The organism is Idiomarina sp. 28-8 (assembly GCF_000320945.2).
In the GTDB taxonomy this organism is placed as follows: domain Bacteria; phylum Pseudomonadota; class Gammaproteobacteria; order Enterobacterales; family Alteromonadaceae; genus Idiomarina; species Idiomarina loihiensis.
The window spans coordinates 1-339 of sequence record NZ_BANL01000062.1 but is presented as its reverse complement, the minus strand read 5'-3'; the positions used below and the strand labels follow the sequence as shown (position 1 = coordinate 339).

At 44.8% G+C, this 339-nt stretch carries 1 protein-coding gene; it reads right to left on the bottom strand.

Going from position 1 to position 339, the window contains the following annotated elements; translation table 11 throughout:
* The coding region (locus RJ32_RS15445) for a hypothetical protein (RefSeq protein ID WP_034823234.1) at positions 1-232 on the bottom strand (232 nt) is incomplete at its 3' end.
* Positions 233-339: the final 107 nt, after the last annotated feature.

The following is a 339-nucleotide window of genomic DNA, read 5'->3' as shown; positions in this document are numbered from 1 at the left end:
CTAAACTTCTTTGCTGTTCTACCATTTGAGCGGGGAAGGTTGTGTGTACGAATTGAGCTGACTTTAAGGCCTCCACCGCTCCAGCTGCTCTAGCAATTTGAGAGCTAATACTGTCTGGCAAAATGTGAATTTTGCTACGCTCAATAATTTTCTGAATTGAGCTGTCGAACGCCCATGATGGAAAGCCTGATATTCTATCGCGGCGCTTTTTGCCATCTGATGAGGAGCTCATGACCAAATCCTTGTTTTAAGTGGGTTGGTCGAGCATACCAAAGTAACGAGCGGCTGCGAATCGAGATTCAACTAGAATGACTAGGGGTTTGCTAAAAAATTGCACTG